Source organism: Nostoc sp. LPT (genome assembly GCF_017115165.1).
In the GTDB taxonomy this organism is placed as follows: Bacteria; Cyanobacteriota; Cyanobacteriia; order Cyanobacteriales; family Nostocaceae; genus Nostoc.
Window position 1 is genome coordinate 1 of record NZ_JABXKF010000163.1, and the last position, 17723, is coordinate 17723.

Genomic DNA, 17723 nt, shown 5'->3' on the forward strand with positions numbered 1-17723 from the left:
CGCACTTAAACAACTTCATTGGCATGGTTGATTGCTCCTTGTGCAATTGCTGATATCAAGGAAGATTTTGATATTTCTATGCTCATCAGAAAACTTCTTTGACTTCCTTGATTTAAAAATCCTATCAACAGATGAAAATATTAATAGTAATACTGATAACAATAGGCAAAATTAATGTTGCAATAGCAGGAACAAGTCTAATTATAAATAGACAATTCTGTCTAGATTTTAAAACATTACTGCTCCTAAATCTATAAAATGTTAAATAATGTAAATAGACAGACTATTCTAACTATAAATGAAGAGATAAATGATTGATTTTCTATCTTGATTCTGGATGTTTCACTTGGATGAATCGGCGATATTTTTTCAAATTAAAACAACATAATAACGCAATTATTAGCTTTCCGGCTCTCTAGATGATGACTAATTGTAACCACGAATACTGTTTGTAAATTAATTCCTCAGCGCAAGTAAATTGGCCAGATGTATGATATTCTTGATTTATAGGGAATCTAAACCACTTCACGCACAAAGGATCTCCAAGCACTTGCGCTGTAGTGATGAAGCCAAATCCCATAAGTTAACCAATTGTTTGATGAACTGATGGTCTTGCTTTGCAAGTCTCTGGAGGATTGTGGAAGTACTTGATCGGTAGCAGTTCTGAAGTTCGGGGGGACTTTGGTCTGCTTGCAGTTCATCAATCACTTTTGGGATGAACCCTTTATTCTTTAATAGATAGTTTTTTCTTAAGTCATTAGAAAAAATCGAAGCTTTGGGGAATGAAAGAATAGAATAAGCAATCGATAACAGTGTTTACGATTTAAGCAACTGGATCAAACAAACTTAATTCAACATCCATCTGGATGAAACACCCTGGTCTTTAAAAGGAATCAAAGAATGGTTAAGGGTGTTTTCCCATTTCCAATTATTGTTAATTTATCCTGCTGAGACACGTTATTGCATAGAGTTGAAAACTACGTTGGAAATTAAGGTATAACGGTGTAGTTATTTCTGATAATTACAGGCTATAACGTAAAAACCTAACAGAAATGTGAAATATTTGACACGTTTACAGCCTAACTTCAAAAACTTACTCAAGCTTCAGGTTTAAACAATCCTGAAGTTGGGAAAATCTTTGTCAGTATTATTAACGAAGTATTGAAAAATTACACATTATTCAAGGATGTGATCTAAATGATTAAACCGAAAACAACCCGTAAATCTGTTCACGATCGCATCCTAAGTACAGCATCAGGCTTGTTTTATCGAGAGGGAATTCGCAATGTCGGTATTGACAGAATCGTTGCGGAATCTGGCGTTGCTAAAATGTCGCTCTACAATCATTTCAAGTCAAAGGATGCATTGATTGAAGCGTGGCTGCGACAACAGGATGAACAATGGTGTGAATGGCTCAAAACCACGATTGAGCAACGAGCTTCTGACCCATCCCAACAACTATTGGTAATATTTGATGCTCTGCGGGAATGGTTTGAGGGACCAGATTTTCGAGGTTGTGCATTCATTAATGCAACAGTTGAACTAGCCAATGCTGACCATCCTGGACATCGAGTGGCATTGGAGCATCAACAATCGATTTACCGCTACATCAAGAACCTTGCTCAAGCCGCAGAAGTTTCATCGCCGGAACAGTTAGCTAGGCAACTGCTTCTGTTGGTGCAAGGTGCGATCGTGGTTGCGATGATGGAAGGAAGTTGGTCAACCGCTTCACAGGCGAAAAAAGTGGCGGCAACCTTAATCCAGACTGCATCAAAATCTGGCGTTACCGAAACAGTGCTGAGTGTTGAGTAAAAAAGTCTATTATACTATTATATAATTTAATGTAAAAAATCACACTGCAACTAAGTTCGGAGCAGTCAGGGATGAGAATTCATTACTTACAACATGTGCCATTTGAAGGACTTGCTAGTATTGAACACTGGTTAACAAAGAAAGATTATATTCTCTCCGTAACTAAGTTTTACAATGGTGACAGTTTACCATCTGTTGATGACCTAAATTGGGTGATAGTAATGGGTGGGTCGATGAATATTTATGAGGATGATAAATATCCTTGGTTGACTTTAGAAAAACATTTTATTGAAGAAGCAATCAAAAAGAATAAAATAGTTATTGGCATTTGTCTTGGTTCGCAGCTAATCGCTGATGTTTTAGGTTCTAAGGTTTACAAAGGTCAGGAGAAAGAAATAGGTTGGTATCCGATTCAAGTGACCACAGAAGTACAAAAATCTGCTGTTTTTGCTTCATTCCCTGCATCTATCACTGTGTTTCATTGGCATAGTGATACTTTTGACTTACCACTGGGTGCTGTACGACTAGCCTATAGTGAAGTATGTGTAAATCAAGCTTTTATTTATGAAGATAGAGTATTAGGTTTGCAATTTCACCTAGAATCAACTCAAGACAGTGTTCGCCAAATTATTGAAAATTGCGCTTCGGAATTAGTTGCAGATAAATATATTCAGAAACCTGAAGAAATGCTGGCACGGGATGATGATTTTAGTAATATAAACACTGTTATGCACAAAATATTAGATTATTTTGCAACTTTTACAAAATAATCTAATATTTATCACGCAATAAAGCTGAGTTATTGCATCAAAATCTGACGGCTTAAAATACTCATGACTTCATCTGGATTACCTGTTGGTAGTACGACACTCCAATCACCAACGTTGGCATAGCCGAGAACTTGCAACAAGTGAATTGTGCTGGTAACGGCTTTTGGTGAACCAATTAATAAATGTTTAATCGGTTCTCTTTTTGGCGATGGCTTTTAGTCAGATAAATTCAGAGGGGGTGCGTTGTTACCTTGAGTAGGTAAATACTGCTTTTGTTGTGATTTGGCGAACTTTTTTGATTGTGTCATGATCATAGTTGACTCCAATAGAGTATCGACAAATCTAAATGCAGTTAACTTCACAAGTGAAAATGTTGGCACAGCAGTAGGTAATGGTGAGGTGATCCTTCGGACAGGGAGTGGGGGCACATCATGGGTTAATCAAAATAAATAGCAGGAAATCCGTAGCGATTGTCTTGAGAATCAAGACAATCGCTACGAGTAGACTCACTGTTTACGAAGACTAGCGAAAGATAGTCGATGCGCTCAATGTTCTAACAAGCGGTTGCACGCGGAACGGAAACTTATGCTATGGTATGATGCGAAGTGCGTCGCCGTCCGGTGAGCCGCAAGCTGTTATGCTGCTTAGTGCTCAGTGAAGACAGTAGTCGGAAAGTTACTTATCGGAGTTCAGCGTAGGTTGCCCAGAGGCATTTGTGATAGTGATACTCCGTAGGACTCACTTCGCGATCGCAATTTATTTGATATTAGCTAAAGTGTGTCTTAAATTTGCTTCAAAGCTCTTGGTCTGTCGCCGCTCAGCTGTGTCGTTAGACCGCCAAATCTCAGTAGTTCAATAGTAAACCATAACAAAATTTGTGAGAGCATGATTTCTGTGCAATCAGTTTTCTTACTTTCATACCGACAAACGACTCTGAATTGCAAATCCAAGCTCAGAGAATCCAGGATGCAATTGCCTTCACACCCTTTGAGCAATGCCAGCCTTTGAGCCGCGAATTTGCCAACATTCCTGCTCGTCCTGGTATCTATGCAATCAGACACAAAACTGATGGGTTGCTTTACATCGGTAAAACTAAGAGTTTGCGAGGTCGCTTCAGTGGTGGACACAAGGCTTTTTTATGGGCATAGCTTGACAAATATAGCGATGAAGACGTTCGTATTGCGATGCAGCCAATTTCTTACTGGGAAAACCCTGCGCTACTATTGGAGTTAGAAGCAATTATTCTAAGAGCTACCGAACCTCCTTACAACGTCCAAATTCCATCCGAGAGGTGAACCTATGCAAGCTAAACTTCAAGAGCAACTTACGAGTGCTGATGCTGAAGTCATCTTAGGGCGTTTACCTGAGCGAATTTGAGAAGCTTTGATTGCTCGTGCTACCGAAATTGAGTATCCAGTCGAAGCGGTAATTGAAATGGCGTTCACGTAGTGTCTCTGAAAGAGAATCGCCAGTTTCCTTGATACAGAGGCATTGGGTTTTGCAGATTGCAAACCAGGAAGAGGGCAATAAAAAATTCAATAGGCTAAAAGCATGACTATAGTAGCAATTTTATCAACAAGAGACGCTAGCGGTGAGAAATCCTATCGTGCGATCGCAGGAGAGAAACATTCGGTTGGCAAAACTGCGGGGCAAGCTTTAGATGCGTTAACTGCCCAGTTGGGTGAGACTGAGTTTAGTGCGCTACTGGTCATTCAAAGCTTTCATCCCGACACATTCTTTAGTGCCCAGCAACAAGAACGGTTATCAGAGTTGATGAGATTATGGCGATCGGCACGGGATCGGGGACAAGAATTGCTACCAGAACAACAGGCACAGCTGGATTACTTGGTTGAGGCTGAATTGAGAGCGGCGACAGCCCGTACTGCTGCGTTGATGCAGCCAGAGAATTCATGAATCCTTATTATACTGTGATCGCGGGACGAGCCAACCATCGTTGTGAGTACTGCCAAGCTCCTGAAGTCGTTTTCAATTTTCCGTTTGAGGTGGAGCATATTATTCCAATTTATCGGCAAGGTGCAAATAATAAAGCAAATCTAGCCCTTGCGTGTCGCTCCTGTAATCTCCGTAAAGGAACTCGGATCAGTGGCACTTTGCCTGATTCCAATACTGAAGTTCGGCTATTTCATCCAAGAGAAAATCAGTGGAGTGAACATTTTCAGGTTGATGTTGAATCTGGCAAAATTAGTGGAATGACTCCAGTTGGAGAAGTTACAGTAGAGTCTTTGGCGATGAACAGTTCTGCTCAGGTAGCAGCACGGCAATTATGGATTCGATTGGGGTTGTTTCCGTAGTCATGCAGCACAACAACGCCCATGCACCCGACCATTGAGAGGTTATCGCCGGATCAGTAACGCCATTTTTTCTAAACAAAATGTGCATCTTTAGGATTGAATGCCAGCTTAATTATTTCATGGGGATATACATTATCGAATATATGATTTCGAGGCACTCTGGCGATTAAAGTTTGTTCTCCCACCTTAACCCAAATACTACAAATCCCAATCCCATTTAAAACCCGTTCTACTAGCCCTTCAATAATTACCGAACACAGTTTGTGTCGAATTGAAGAACTTGCATCGTAAAGATTGAAAGTATCGCCAGATAAACAACATACAGTAATTGGCTTTGTGATTTCCCCAGGATATAAAAACTCTATACCGTTTGCAAGTTTGATAAAACTCCCACGGCTACTCCGTTCTACATGGCACGGAATAATATTATCTATTCCTACGAGTCTGGCAAGCTGCTCGTTAGCTGGTCGGCGGATGATAGTTTCCAAGTTATCATCCTGGACAATACAACCGTCAAATAAAGCGATCGCTCGATCAGCAAAATGCAGTATATCTGTAAAATTATGACTGACTAATATGACTGCTGATCCTCTGGCTTGGGCCCATTGTCTAATTTTCTCGATCATCTGGGGACGTATTCCCACATCTAAAGAGGCAGAAGGCTCATCTAAAAGCAGCAATTCGGAATCAGCAACTAAACCGCAGGCAATACAAACCCGCTTGGCTTCACCACCAGACAAAGAACGAGCTGACTGATTTGCCAGGTGTTCACAGCCAAAAGTTGCAAGTGCAGTATGTACCGTTTGCTTAATCTTGTGTGTTGGTGTTTTGCGAAACTTTAATACTTTGGCAACATTATTAAAAACAGTGTCATTCAGTAGTAAGGTTTCCTGAAATACCAAAGCCGAACGACGACGCAACAATGTTTTATTGGTATTGCGGACATCCTCTCCAAATAATTGCATCTCACCACGGTAAGGTTGCAAGAGATTGATTGTTCTTAACAAAGTGCTTTTACCAGCGCCATTTGGGCCAAGCACAGCGACCAGTTCCCCAGGACGGACTGCAAAATTGTCAATTGACAGGATATTTTTACGTGTTTTGCTATCGACGCTAACCTGTCGCATATTCAGGACATACTCGTTAGTACTCATAGAATTTTCTTGTCATGCTGTAGGATAGTCAGGAACACGATAACGGTGTATGTAATGATCAGGAGAATATATGCGATCGCGATCGCAACATCGTAATTTCCTTTCCCTACTTCCAAAACAATCGCTGTAGTTAGGACTCTTGTCTGCCCCTTGATATTGCCGCCCACCATCATGGATGCACCAACTTCCGAGATGACGCGACCAAAACCAGCCATGATTGCAGCCATTAACCCTAACCGTGCTTCCTTGATTAGCAACCAGTTGACTTGCCACTGTGTCGCCCCCATTGATAACAGTCGCCAGCGTAGTTTCGGATTAATACTGATAATTGCCGTAAAACTGAAGCCAGCTACAATGGGAAAAGCAATGATCGCTTCGGCTATGATCATAGCTGTGGGCGTGTACATCAAATCAAGATTTCCTAACGGGCCAGACCGCCACAAAAACAGACTGACAAATAAACCGACTACCACAGGTGGCAATCCCATACCGAAGTTAATCAAACTAGTCAGAGTCTGCTTGCCAACGAAATCCACTAATGCTAGCCACAGTCCTAATGGTAGTCCCAGTAAAACGCTAATGGCTGTAGCTGTTCCAGAGACGAACAATGTCATCGTCATGACTTGAAAAACGTCGCGATCGCCACTGGTTAATAGCTCAAAAGCTTTGAAAGCTCCTTCGATGATTGTATTCACAAATACAAATCTCTTAAAAAACTGGAAAAGAATACTTAAATATGCAGTCAAGCAACCCTTAATGATTTGATGCTCAAGTTTTTCTAAAAGCCGTAATCTTTCTCCGTTTTACCAGCATCAACATAAAATAGCGTTTGTTTGAACTCTTTTTTCCCGTGGGCTGCAATTATTGTCTGTCCTTCAGGAGATAAGACAAAATTAATAAACGCTTTAGCTCCTACGCTATTCACTCTGGGGAATTTCTTTGGGTTGACCTCCAGAACATGGTACAGATTTAAGAGTTTCTTGTCTCCTTGCACCAGTACTGGTAAAGACAGGTTTTTCTTCTGAAATATATAGGTTGCTCGATCTGCTAAGGTATATCCTAGTTTTTGATTAGCAATTTGCAAAGTTTGCGCCATCCCTGAACCTGTTTGCTGATACCAAGTGCCAGATGGTGTGATATTTGCCTGTTGCCATAAATCTTTTTCTAGTTTATTAGTCCCTGAGTCATCACCCCGCGATACAAACAATGCTTGATTTTTAGCAATCAGGGAGAATGCTTCGACAGCATTCTTTTTCCCTCGGATTTTTGCCTTGTCCGCATCTGGGCCGACAATCACAAAGTCATTGTGCATTACCAAGTGCCGATTAATTACCGCACCACCTGACAAAACTTTGCGTTCGGCTTTAGGTGAATTGACGAATAGCGCGTCAACTTCACCTTTTTCAGCCAGAGCCAAAGCTTGTCCAGTGCCGACTGCAACCTTTTTGAGCTTATATCCTGTTTTCTTTTCAATTGCTGGAACTAAATCATCTAGTAGTCCACTATCCTCAATGCTGGTTGTCATCGCCACAATCACATTTTTATTCGTTGGGGATTGTGCAATAGCTGGCTTTTGCTTGACCAACATATCACTAGCTTCAGCACTCAGAATCGCCAAGCAACATGCCAAAAATCCAATGAAAATTCTCCGAATCATAGAACCTCTAGAAATATATGATTTACGCATTGACAGAGAAATAAGTTGTTACACAAAAGCACATTAAGACAGCACAGGAGCGATGGCAATTTTTTCCTCAACGTTGAAAGCTTTACCTGCGACTTGTTCGCCATCTTGTAAGCTCGACTTTATCCAAAATTAAAAACTCGCTTTCTTTATCCGGCAAAAACCCTAGCTTTTTGGCAAATACTTTTTCCACGTCACAGATTATAGATGAAGTTAAAAAAGTAAAACTACTGTCCTACAAAGGTTTCAGCTTAAGCAATCGCGTTGCGAAAAAAATGGATAAAGTCGAGGTAAGGTCGTATCGTTAATCTGAATGGTATGGTTGTTTATAGTGAAGTGATGATTCATGACTTTAAATATTTGCTACAACTTCCCCAGTCTTGCTGATGTCATAACCGCCGAGAATTTGTAATTGCGATCGCACTAGCTGATGTCCCAAGATATTGATAAACTGCTGTACTGGTGCTTCTTGCAAGTATTCCTTGAGAATCACCAAGTCGTATCGCGCACTATGAAGGGGAATAAATCCCAAGCCAAAGGTAGCAGCTATAGATGCCGTACTGATACCTGCATCAGCGATTCCTGAGACTATAGATAAGGCAACATCTTGATGGTTGTGAACGATATGGTCAAATCTTTTCACAGTTTCAAATGGCACTCCTTCTTCTTGGAGTTTCCGTTCTAAAAGCATCCGATTGCCAGAACCCACTTTATGGGTGACAACAGTTGCTCCAAATTCTACTAAGTCGGAAACTGTTTTAACTCCCATTGGGTTTCCTGGTGGGACTAACAATCCTTCTTCCCAAACCCCAAGAGTAATCAAGACAGCACTCTTATCTGTTAAGGCTTCTCGCACAAAGGGAATGTTATGTTCCCCAGTTTGGGGATCATATAAGTGCATCCCTGCAATGTGAACTTCACCTCGGCATAGACTACGCAATGCAGCCTTGCTATGGGCGAAACGATAATGAACTCGCAGTTGCGGATGCCAGCGTTCAGTTGCTCTTGCTAAGAGTGAAAGCACAGGTGTACAACCAGCAATCACAACTGTATTGTGCAATTTGTCTATATCATCTAGAAGTCTAACCAAGACTTTGTTTGTACCCGTCTGGCTCTGTGCTTCATCCTCCAGGTAAGGCTCGTTCCTCTCTACGAGATGCTGCGCGTAGCTTGCTTCCCTGGAGGGGTACGCTAACGCTAATGGCAGTTTGCTGATGCTGGGGAATTCGTTCACCCTTACGGATGACGCTCGTTCCGACGCTCCTCCGTCGCTAACGCTGGCGCTATCACTACCGCTTGCACTAACGCCACTCCCTACAATGGGATGGCTCACTGCAACTACCTCACCATCAGATGGAATCATTTCAATGCGAAAAGCATCTCTGCCTAATAAAGGATAAGCTATCCATCGATCCCCAATCCGCGCTAGGCTAACTTGCGATCGCTGTAGGTTAGGGATCGAACCGGCAAGAATCGCCTCAATTTTGGGTAAATCTTCCTCTTTTAGCCAGAATAAGTCCTCAACTTTGCAACCAAGTGCCTTAGCTAAACGCAAGGAAATAGTAACAGAAGGCGCACATTGTCCTGTTTCCACAGCACCAATACTCTGACGGGTTACGCCAGCTATATTAGCTAATTCTTGCTGACTCATGCCCAGACGATTCCTAATTGCCTTCAGGTTATTGTAAATATTCATATCCTGCTTTATGAGGCTGTATCTCTCCGTTACAAAAAGCTGTAGCGGACATATTTAATCTGACTTGAAAAAGGCCAGTGCGCCCTTGCGATTTCCCGACTTGTAGCAACTGGCGTGTGTAGAGGAAAGTCGATTTTCATGACTGACTGTGAAATTTTTCATGATTGAGTGCCTAAGTAATAGCAAGGTCTTCTATAGGACTCCTATTTGTATTTGTTGTATTTGATTTTTGAAAAAACTCAGTACACCTTTATTCTTTCTTCCCCCTTCCCTATCTCTATGAGTGATTCACCGAATCAAATCGGATTGCTATAGCGTGTGCCTTTTGTGCTGGAAGTTCTGTTAATGCTTTTGTAATTTTGCATACATCTTGTCAAAATACTTGCCAGATTTTTGTTTTTGCGGGAAGTCAAGTAATTTCTAGACTTTTTGTTAGTTTATTACTGTTTTTTATCCCTTTGTAGCAAGCATATCATACACATGTCCAAAATAATTGCTAAACTAATAAAAAGTTTCCTCTGGGATTTTTTTATGAAAAGTGTATTTATAGCTACAGAATTTTTCCTGATTTTGTAAGAAACATGAACGATTTTAAGCGAGTGCATAATTCACACTTGGATTCAGCAATGCCCAGACAAATTATTATGCGAATGGTGAATTTAAGATACCTTGTTTATAGTTTTTGGATAAACTAATTGGCACATGCTACAGACTAAGTACCTGGTTGTAGGTAAAGGACACATTGGTTTAGCAACAGCTGCCTATTTGAGTAATCAAGAACATACTGTTTACCTTTTCTCTCGCCGTTCTTCCATTGTTGCCCAGACAAGAACCATTCACTCAATTGGATCAGTTTCTCCCGGAAGTTATCTAGTTGCAGCTTGTTCCAATAACATTCATGAGTTGGCGGCACTCAATGGTGGGAAACTACCACTCAACGTGCTGATCTGTTGTCGTGGTCAAGACATCGAACCCTACGCCAGAATTTTAGCTGAATATGTCAATCCTCAAATGAACATTCTGGTTTTCTGTTCTAGCCGCTTTGCAGGTCGGGTTTTTTGTAAGGTACTCCAGAGACTGGGAATAGCTAAGGAACAATTGCCTGCTGTGGCTGATGTCAACAATATTCCGTTCGTCAGCCGCGGTAATATGGAGGATCAAATCAGGATTAGCACGCTTACCAACAAGTTCTTTGTGGCGGCTCAGAACCGAATCATGACAAGTCGGATTGTGAGCGCTTACCAAGCTGTATTTAGTAATTTATGGGCTGCTGCTTCAGTTTTAGAAATTAATCTGAATAAAGTTAATGACATTATTCACCTTCCCCTGATTCTAGTTTCATTAGCTAGATGGAAATCTGGTGAGGATTACAACCCCTATGATAATCTTAGTTCGCGTACTGTTGGACTCATTGACCACCTGGATTGCGATCGCATAGCAGTGGGTGAAGCACTGGGAGTCCTCAACTTAATTGATATCAAAAGCCACTATCAAATCGCATACGGAACCAGCGGATCATCCCTTTATGAACATATACAGCAGGTTGGAGCCTACTCCAGTACAACGCTGTGTAACCCTCATCACCGCTATTTGGTTGAGGATCTGCCTTATGGCTGTTTTCCCCTACAAGTTTTAGCTCGCCTAGCAGGAGTAGAAACACCATTTCTGGACAGTTGCATCACAATCGGAAATAAGTTCCTTGACATACCTCTAGAGTGGAATGCTGAGTTTCTGGAATTAGATCGGCATCAGCTCAGTCAATAACTTTAGTATATTACCATCTTTGATAGGGCTATTTTATTCCCTAAAAGGCGTTGATTTACAAGCGTCTCAGGCAAAAAAATCAGGTGATTAAAAAATAAAAAGGACAATTATCATAGCAATAGCGTACCCCAAAGGGGTACGCAAGCTACGCAAAGCGTCTCGTAGAGAAGCACAGAACGCACTGAAATTTACTCATTCAGGCGGTAATTTTTCGATTAGGGAGATTCAAAAAATAAAATGCCCAACTGTATTAAATATATTTTGGCTCAACCCAAGGATTTAGGCGCTTTCGCCTGAAGGGCTTTCATCGACGGCTGGGCATTTTATTCATATCTTGTGCCTTACCAACTCAAGCACTGTTGTAAAAACAGCTTCAGCCTGCTAGAAAAAATCTTTCTTAGTATTGTATAAATTGGTAGAATTGGCTACCTCATAATCCCGTTTAAGGGTTGAAAAGTCATGATGACTCAAAAGAATGGCAATGGCAACATCCATCATACTTTGCGATCCTTTAAGTCTCTCTCCCAAATCAATCTGCCAATAAACTTTCACATCACTTTCGAGAATTGGCTTCTCAATTGCTGTAACAACACCGTCCTGCTGAGGATGAATCGAGTAAGCACTGTACTTCCACTCGAATCTATCCTTGAGAATAATGTCAGGGGAATCACCAATCTGTAATTGGAGATGTAACTCGTTTAGACGTACCCCCTGATATATGTCAAACATTCTCGATACAAGCTCTCCAGGGCTGCGTGCAGCTACTTCCATTAAAATCGGTTTTTCGCTACCTTCTTGTAAGAAGAAATCAATATTGATTACACCATTTTTGGGATAACCGTGTTCTAAACTTTGTAACGTATCACTTGAAAATTGCCAAAGTTTCTGAAATTCTGGATCTTCTTCTCTAACAACAATATTGCCGATTTGATGACCATAAATAAACTCATCATTAGGTCGATAGTGCTTGCAAGCAGCAAAATAACAAGCTTGACCATTTTTAATGACAACACTTGTATTGTATAATTGACCTTTAATGAATTCATCAAATTCAAATTCTTCATCTGAATCTACATTGCTGTCACACCAAGCTTTCAAATCATCAACAGTATGAATTCTTCTAGTTTTTTCACTTCCGGCTCCAGTAACTGGTTTGATAAAGATGTGATTACCTAGTTCTTCTAGAACAAAATTTAAGTAGGAAACTGGGTCTTTACGGTATTGGTCTTGAGCAAAAATCAGATACTTTGGCACCCGAATGAAGGAATTTTTGAGAGCAGATTTGAGGTAACTCTTATCGGTAAACTGGCGGATCATCGTTGGGCGATCGCCTTCTAAATTTAAAGCTTCACGCAACTGTGCAGCTAACAACACCGAATACTCATCATTGGTAACAATCCGATTGTTATCCAAAAGTTTATAATCAGTCTGAATCTGTTGATAGGTTTGGAGCAGATTTTGCAAATTATAAGGTTCTACAATTCGCACAAGATCCAAGTACTGATACTGGGAGGGTACAATCTTACTAAGTCCTCGTCTACTACAGAGTAAAACCAGATTTCTATTATCCGATTGGATATGCTTAAAATCAGTTTCGTAGGGAAGCATATCATGCAGCGCAAAAACAGTCTGCTTATGGCTATCTATCTTACTATTATCCAAGGTAACTGGATTTGCCTCCTCATGGAGCATTTCTTGTATCAACTGGACAATTTCCTGCGAACATCCCCATGACAGAGTTACTCCTGACCCTCCATGTCCGTAATTATAAAATACGTGTGTATTCAAAACCCTTTCCACACAAACATTTTCCTCTGTTAATGGCCGTAAACCAGTCCTAACAGGCTCCTTCTCATCTAGTGGAAGTTCTCTTAATTCTTGTAGAAACTCCAAACAGCCATCATACATCTGTCGGATAATTGGAACCTCAAAAGATAAGTTTGTATCCCATTGGTCTTGCTGCGTTAATCCTCCCAAGACCACCAAATCATCCCCTTTAGGAACTATGTAAACGATGTCTTGCTCACTTGAAGAAGATTCTTCGTGGGAAATACAATGAGCCTCTGTGACAACTTTCCCTAAATTCTTAACCCTGACAAGTGCGCCCCTCAAAGGATACATGGAAGTATCTCCTGTAGTTGCGATCGAACCTAGTCCAGCACAATTAACAATTGCCCTTGCATTAAAACGACGAAGTAGTTCCTGTTCATTTTGAACCACATTGACAGTGATTTTTTCCTGGATAATCTCACATCCAATATCCTTTACGTATTGAAGTAACCAATTCATGTAAACATCGGTGTTTGTCATTGGAGCCATGTGTTTATAAGCATCTTTTATACCTCCTTTAAAATTCAAATCAATCGTTTTTTTGACAATATGTAAACCTCTTTCAAATCCATCAACCTTATCCTTCAACTCATTCATTTTGCGAAGGTCATCAGGTCTATTTTCCAAAACATCCTTGAAATAGAAATACGCATCCCTCAAATAAAGTCCTGTTTCTTCTGAACCGAACTCTGTGTGTATTTCCTTGAATTTATTATAGGTAGTCATACACCAGTCTTTAGAGCGTTCCAGGGATCTGGGAGCACCATGACTACCACAGACTGCCGGTGGCCATTCCCATAATGCACCTGCTACAACAGAGGTTAAATTTGGGGCAAAACGATCTGCAACAATTACAACACTAAAACCTGCTTCTCTCAAACATATAGCGGTTGTCAAACCACTTACTCCCGCCCCAATTACTAAAATATTTATATTATTGTCTCTCAATAGATTACTCATCAGAAATTATCTCGCTTTTTTTAGTACGAAAAGAATATATTAACTTGCCAATTAATGATATTAATTGGGTTGATTTCGGGTTTGTGTAAAGTTAATAAAATCTTAGCAATTAGCATTTGCCATAAGTATTACTTAGCAATAATTTTCGGTTAATAACTAAGTAGTATTAATAATGAAAAAACGAGTAGCTAGCTTAATTTTACGATGCCTGCGGCGGGCTACGCCTACGCACCTGCAAAATGTGAAATTATTATTGTGTCTGGTGTATAGAACCCGCTATACATAACATAACAGCGGGTTTGTACTGGCTACAGTTATTGTGGATCTACTTGTGGGTGATAGTAGTCGTGAACGTGTTTAGTAGTGACTTCTAACAGTGCGGCGTGACCTTCAGGACTTAGCTGTGGGAACTCTGATACTGTGCTACTGATATAAGAGGTAAAGTCGCTTTCACTGGGATTAAAGAACTCTTGCCCGATGACAAGTGTGGTATAAGTTTCAGACATTTTAGTGCTGAACCCTTGGTTGGTGAGTCCATCGACAATGTAGCGAAATATCCAGTTAGCGTCAGGATCGTAGTCAATAAGTTTAGAAACGACAGCAATGAAGTCTTGGTATTCAGTCATTGGGGGTTACTCCTTTAGTTGTGTTGGTTTTGCTCCCGTTATACAAAACACGGTTACACTTTTGGAGGCTTTATTTATTGACTATTTGTTTCTTTCAATGAGTGCATAAAACTGTCTTGTTCGCAGAAAAGGCAATTATTCCGCCGCACCTGTCGCTGAAAATGAAAAATCTTCAAGTCAAGTGGAACAATTGAATAAACACGCGTAACGTGTCAAGAGAAAACCAATTTACAGTTATTGAGAGCAAAGGTTATCTTAATGATGACCCTGTTTTGGTGATGTTAATCAGTAAGTTGCTGCCTCGATATCCGCAGTGTAAGATTGCAATTGTGAATGAGGTGTTGGTTGAGTGGGAGGGTTAGCGATTTTAGTCGCCAAATTAGTGCTGTTGGTAACAGTTTTCGCTTCTTCCAAAGCTTCTCGACCTGTAATCAATCTAGAGCGACGATTACGAGTGATATAACTCCATGCCCACTGAAATACTACTACTAATTTAGTGTCAAACTCGATTAAGAAGTAGATATGAACGACTAACCAAAATATCCAAGCAAGGAAACCTTGGAGTTTGATGAAGCTTAAATCCACAACAGCTAAATTTTTGCCAATCATCGCCAAACTACCTACGTCATTGTAACGAAATTGTGGTAGTATTTGACCTTTAAGGCGTTTTTGAACGAGTTTTGCTACATATTCTCCTTGTTGTTTGGCTACGGGTGCAACACCAGGTAAGGGTTTGCCATCTTGATGAGAGAAGTTGCCTAAATCTCCGATGACAAAGATGTTTTTATAACCCTTAATTGTCAAGTCTGGTTCTACAATCACACGTCCAGAGCGATCGCACTCTACACCTGTGCGGTTTGCTAAAACTTGCCCCATAGCGGAACCTTTCACACCTGCTGCCCATAATATAGTTTTTGAGGCAATTTCTTCAACTTCCTCGCCTTGCTTGAAAGTAACGATATCATTTTCAATATTCGTCACCCTGGTTTTTGTGTTGACTACCACACCCAACTTTTGCAAGGATGCTTTTCCTACTTCTGATAACTGTGATGCCATATGAGGGAGGATGTACTCGCCTCCTTGCAATAACAAAATCTTAGTTTCTGAGGTATCGATGTTGCGGAAATCTTCTTTGAGAGTTTTATGTGCCAACTCTGCGATCGCACCCGCTAATTCTACACCTGTAGGGCCACCACCGACAATTACAAAGGTCAACCAAGCACGGCGTAGTTCCGGATCGGCTTCTTTTTCTGCTGCTTCAAATGCCGAAAATATCCGGCGACGCATTTCTACCGCATCTTCAACAGTTTTTAAGCCAGGAGCCAATGGTCTCCAGTTATCCTTACCAAAATAGGAATGGTTAGCACCTGTGGCAACAACTAATGTATCGTAGGGTATTGTTCTATCACCTAAAATAACTTCTTGGGTTTCTGGATCGATATCATTTACTTCTCCCAAGAACACATGTGTATTCTTGCTTTTGCGGAATATAGATCGCAATGGTGAGGAAATATCAGCAGGTGATAGCGTACCTGTGGCAACTTGATATAAAAGCGGCTGAAATAGGTGAAAGTTACGTTTATCGATAAGAGTAACATTGACATTCGCTTTCTTGAGAGTCTTTGCTGTATACAGTCCACCAAAGCCTCCACCAATGATTACAACCTGATGTGGTACATTCTTCTCAAGTGAAACTACCATAAAAATATTCCCTTATGTTAAGAGACTTGTAACTTTTCTTAACAAAGTTGTAGCAGAGTTACGATCTTCGTTGCTGTTTATTTAGAACAATTGAAAAATAATGAAAGTAGTCCTATTTATACCAATTCTCCAAAAATCGGCAACAAATCCAAAATCTTTCTACCAATAATTCCAGGGTATTATCTTTTTATCCTTCGTATTTAGTCTAGACTCCAGTTAGCTAAGTCGCCTTCTAACTTCATAAAATCATAAACTTTTCACAGCTCAATACCTTCGCCAAAAAGAGAGCTATGGCTTAGTCATATCTTTTTTAACAAAAAAGTGAAAGAATAATTACTTAAATAATTTGGTTGTGACATTTTGAAACAGCTCTTGAGTAGTAATTAATACAGGAATAATATTAATGAAACATAGCTACGAAATTATAAAATGTTGTACTTATAAAATAAATTATTTCTCTGCTAATCGCTATTTAGTTCGGTAACTATCAACTTAATTTATTAATAAAATATTATTTCGGCTATATGTACGCTAAAAATTAGTTTATATTTATTATTAAAATGCTGAAAATTATTCATTAGAGAGTTAGCTAGTGACACAAACAACTCAATACGCACACTATATGCAGGCTGACCAACGCCCTAGTACCAAGGAGCCGATAGAACTTTCACCTTTAGTCGGTGACTGGATCAATACTAAATCGGATACTAAGTATTTGGTGCGGGTAGTTCTGACTGAGCAAGACGGTCGCCTGACGTTTCAAGGTTATGGAGCTAACGAACCCAATCCAATTGACTGGGGTAAGGTTGAAGCAGTGCCTTACGCTGGGGGAACCTCACTTATAGCAGCAGGATTCCACGCTTTTTATAAATTAGACGGGGTTGAGACACATCTGGTGGCAAACCAAAAATTAGGAATCTTAGTCATCCAGTCTTATACCCGTTATGTAGATGGTAGTGGTCGAACCGATCATTTTGCCCGTGAGTTTTATCATCGTTAGTCACAAGAGGAAGATTTCAAGATGGAACGAAATGAAATTTACGGAAACCAGCCCCAGGACAATGCGATCGATTTCACGCCTTTTTTAGGAACCTGGATAAACTCGAACACAAAGACTAAATGGATCGAGAAATTTATCTTAACCAAGCATAATGAGCAAATTCTTATGCACGCTTATGGCGCTGAGTCTCTTAAAGATTGGGGTGAGACTGAGGTGATACCATTTGTAGATAATATCAATGAGAAAGCTTTCAGTGCAAAATTTGATCGCGATTCAGTAGAATCCTTGTTAGCAGCGAACATGAACAAAGGCTTGTGGGTCATTGCTGCGTTTCACAGGTTCAAGGATGGCAGCCAACCCAATTTTCTCTGTCGAGAGTTTTACTATCAGGTGGACTAAAAAAGCTTCACAAGC

15 protein-coding genes and 1 pseudogene are annotated in these 17723 nt (G+C 40.4%); 9 read left to right on the plus strand and 7 right to left on the minus strand.

Going from position 1 to position 17723, the window contains the following annotated elements; all coding sequences use genetic code 11:
* Positions 1-1197 precede the first annotated feature (1197 nt).
* The 6 genes and pseudogenes from HWQ58_RS31020 to HWQ58_RS31040 all read left to right on the plus strand — a co-directional run bounded on the left by HWQ58_RS31020 (position 1198) and on the right by HWQ58_RS31040 (position 4894).
* Positions 1198-1812, plus strand: a complete 615-nt coding sequence (locus tag HWQ58_RS31020; RefSeq protein WP_292871529.1) for a TetR/AcrR family transcriptional regulator — start codon at positions 1198-1200, stop codon at positions 1810-1812.
* Positions 1813-1883: 71 nt separating this feature from the next.
* Positions 1884-2582: a type 1 glutamine amidotransferase gene (locus tag HWQ58_RS31025; protein ID WP_292871531.1), complete on the plus strand. Its 699-nt coding sequence runs from the start codon at positions 1884-1886 to the stop codon at positions 2580-2582.
* A gap of 938 nt (positions 2583-3520) precedes the next feature.
* On the plus strand, positions 3521-3730 hold the full coding sequence (locus tag HWQ58_RS31030; protein WP_292871533.1) for a GIY-YIG nuclease family protein: 210 nt from the start codon (positions 3521-3523) through the stop codon (positions 3728-3730).
* 151 nt (positions 3731-3881) lie between these two features.
* A pseudogene (locus tag HWQ58_RS38635) lies at positions 3882-4112 on the plus strand (hypothetical protein).
* Between the two features lie 21 nt (positions 4113-4133).
* Positions 4134-4496 carry a hypothetical protein gene (locus HWQ58_RS31035; RefSeq protein ID WP_292871535.1) on the plus strand — a complete coding sequence of 121 codons (363 nt, stop codon included), beginning with the start codon at positions 4134-4136 and terminating at the stop codon, positions 4494-4496.
* Positions 4493-4894, plus strand: a complete 402-nt coding sequence (locus HWQ58_RS31040; protein ID WP_292871537.1) for an HNH endonuclease signature motif containing protein — start codon at positions 4493-4495, stop codon at positions 4892-4894. The genes HWQ58_RS31035 and HWQ58_RS31040 overlap by 4 nt, the downstream gene beginning before the upstream one ends.
* A 71-nt stretch (positions 4895-4965) precedes the next feature.
* Here HWQ58_RS31040 and HWQ58_RS31045 read toward each other — a convergent pair whose 3' ends face one another.
* From HWQ58_RS31045 to HWQ58_RS31060, 4 genes are all read right to left on the minus strand, one after another.
* On the minus strand, positions 4966-6048 hold the full coding sequence (locus tag HWQ58_RS31045) for an ABC transporter ATP-binding protein (RefSeq protein WP_292871539.1): 1083 nt from the start codon (positions 6046-6048) through the stop codon (positions 4966-4968).
* Positions 6045-6743 (minus strand): ABC transporter permease, encoded by a 699-nt coding sequence (locus HWQ58_RS31050; protein WP_292871541.1) that lies wholly within the window; start codon positions 6741-6743, stop codon positions 6045-6047. Before HWQ58_RS31050 ends, HWQ58_RS31045 begins: the two co-directional genes overlap by 4 nt.
* 83 nt (positions 6744-6826) lie before the next feature.
* Complete coding sequence (locus tag HWQ58_RS31055; protein ID WP_292871543.1) at positions 6827-7705, minus strand: substrate-binding domain-containing protein; 879 nt, start codon at positions 7703-7705, stop codon at positions 6827-6829.
* A 379-nt stretch (positions 7706-8084) separates the two neighbouring features.
* On the minus strand, positions 8085-9428 hold the full coding sequence (locus tag HWQ58_RS31060; protein ID WP_366838948.1) for a substrate-binding domain-containing protein: 1344 nt from the start codon (positions 9426-9428) through the stop codon (positions 8085-8087).
* 702 nt (positions 9429-10130) lie between these two features.
* On the opposite strand from HWQ58_RS31060, the gene HWQ58_RS31065 reads away from it, so the two are divergent.
* A complete protein-coding gene (locus HWQ58_RS31065) occupies positions 10131-11192 on the plus strand; it encodes an NAD/NADP octopine/nopaline dehydrogenase family protein (protein ID WP_292871545.1) in 1062 nt (353 codons plus the stop codon).
* Positions 11193-11573: 381 nt separating this feature from the next.
* On the opposite strand, the gene HWQ58_RS31070 is transcribed toward HWQ58_RS31065, so the two are convergent.
* From HWQ58_RS31070 to HWQ58_RS31080, 3 genes are all read right to left on the minus strand, one after another.
* Positions 11574-13982 carry an FAD-dependent oxidoreductase gene (locus HWQ58_RS31070; protein ID WP_292871547.1) on the minus strand — a complete coding sequence of 803 codons (2409 nt, stop codon included), beginning with the start codon at positions 13980-13982 and terminating at the stop codon, positions 11574-11576.
* A gap of 314 nt (positions 13983-14296) precedes the next feature.
* A complete protein-coding gene (locus tag HWQ58_RS31075) occupies positions 14297-14608 on the minus strand; it encodes a hypothetical protein (protein ID WP_292871549.1) in 312 nt (103 codons plus the stop codon).
* A 285-nt stretch (positions 14609-14893) separates the two neighbouring features.
* On the minus strand, positions 14894-16309 hold the full coding sequence (locus tag HWQ58_RS31080) for an NAD(P)/FAD-dependent oxidoreductase (protein WP_292871551.1): 1416 nt from the start codon (positions 16307-16309) through the stop codon (positions 14894-14896).
* A 592-nt stretch (positions 16310-16901) separates the two neighbouring features.
* Between HWQ58_RS31080 and HWQ58_RS31085 the strand changes: the two genes are divergently transcribed.
* Both HWQ58_RS31085 and HWQ58_RS31090 read left to right on the plus strand, forming a co-directional pair.
* Positions 16902-17309, plus strand: coding sequence for a hypothetical protein (locus HWQ58_RS31085; RefSeq protein ID WP_292871553.1), 408 nt, complete (start codon positions 16902-16904; stop codon positions 17307-17309).
* A gap of 21 nt (positions 17310-17330) precedes the next feature.
* Positions 17331-17708, plus strand: a complete 378-nt coding sequence (locus tag HWQ58_RS31090) for a hypothetical protein (RefSeq protein ID WP_292871555.1) — start codon at positions 17331-17333, stop codon at positions 17706-17708.
* Positions 17709-17723: the final 15 nt, after the last annotated feature.